This window comes from Mesorhizobium alhagi CCNWXJ12-2 (assembly GCF_000236565.1).
Taxonomy (GTDB): domain Bacteria; phylum Pseudomonadota; class Alphaproteobacteria; order Rhizobiales; family Rhizobiaceae; genus Allomesorhizobium; species Allomesorhizobium alhagi.
Map to the genome: position 1 here is coordinate 1 of NZ_AHAM01000066.1, position 752 is coordinate 752.

1 protein-coding gene and 1 pseudogene are annotated in these 752 nt (G+C 65.7%); one reads left to right on the plus strand and one right to left on the minus strand.

The features are described from left to right. Positions 1–293: pseudogene (locus MAXJ12_RS09180) on the plus strand (RNA polymerase subunit sigma-24); the annotation flags it as partial. Between the two features lie 62 nt (positions 294–355). Here the strand turns inward: MAXJ12_RS09180 and MAXJ12_RS09185 are convergent. After that, the coding region (locus MAXJ12_RS09185; RefSeq protein ID WP_008835547.1) for a DUF1236 domain-containing protein at positions 356–752 on the minus strand (397 nt) is incomplete at its 5' end.

Below are 752 nucleotides of genomic sequence, written 5' to 3' on the forward strand. Positions count from 1 at the left end.
GCCTTTACGACATATTGCAGAAGGCCGATCCGTCGCCGGTTATCGCGCTGAACCGCGCCGCCGCTATCGCGATGCGCGACGGCCCTGCGGCTGGTCTGGCGCTGATCGACGCGATCTTCGCGCGCGGCGAGCTCCTGGATTATCACCTGGCGCATTCGGCCCGCGCCGATTTCTGCCGGCGTCTCGGCTGGGCGACCGACGCTCGCGCATCCTACTTGCAAGCACTGTCGCTGACCCGCCAGGAACCCGAACGCCGCTTCATCGAGCGCCGGTTGGCTGAACTGGGGGAGTAGGGGGGCGGCCAAAAGCATCAGGGGCGCCGCGAGGCGCCCCTGACAAAGGCCGTGGATAGCCGTCACACGATGATGACGACGATCTCGAGCGTATCGGGCTCGACGATCACGATGCGGCCGTCGGCCAGCACGAAGTACAGATAGTCTTCGTATTCCGGCACGATGCGCACGATCTGTGGCGGCAGCGGACGAACCTCGATGGTCCGGGGCACCGCGACGCCGACATCAAGTTCGAAGTCAATGCGGTCGACCGGGATCGGATCGACATCCACTTCCTGAACGACCTGCTTGATTTCGGTCTTCTGCTCGACCGTCACCTCGGCAGGCGGAACGGCGCCGGTCTGCGTCTCATCCTGATCGGCAGGCTGATCGGTCTGAGCCTGGCCCTCGGTGGGCTCCTCAGCAGGTGCTTCCGCCTGGCCCTCGGTGGGCTCCTCAGCAGGTGCTTCCGCCTGGCCC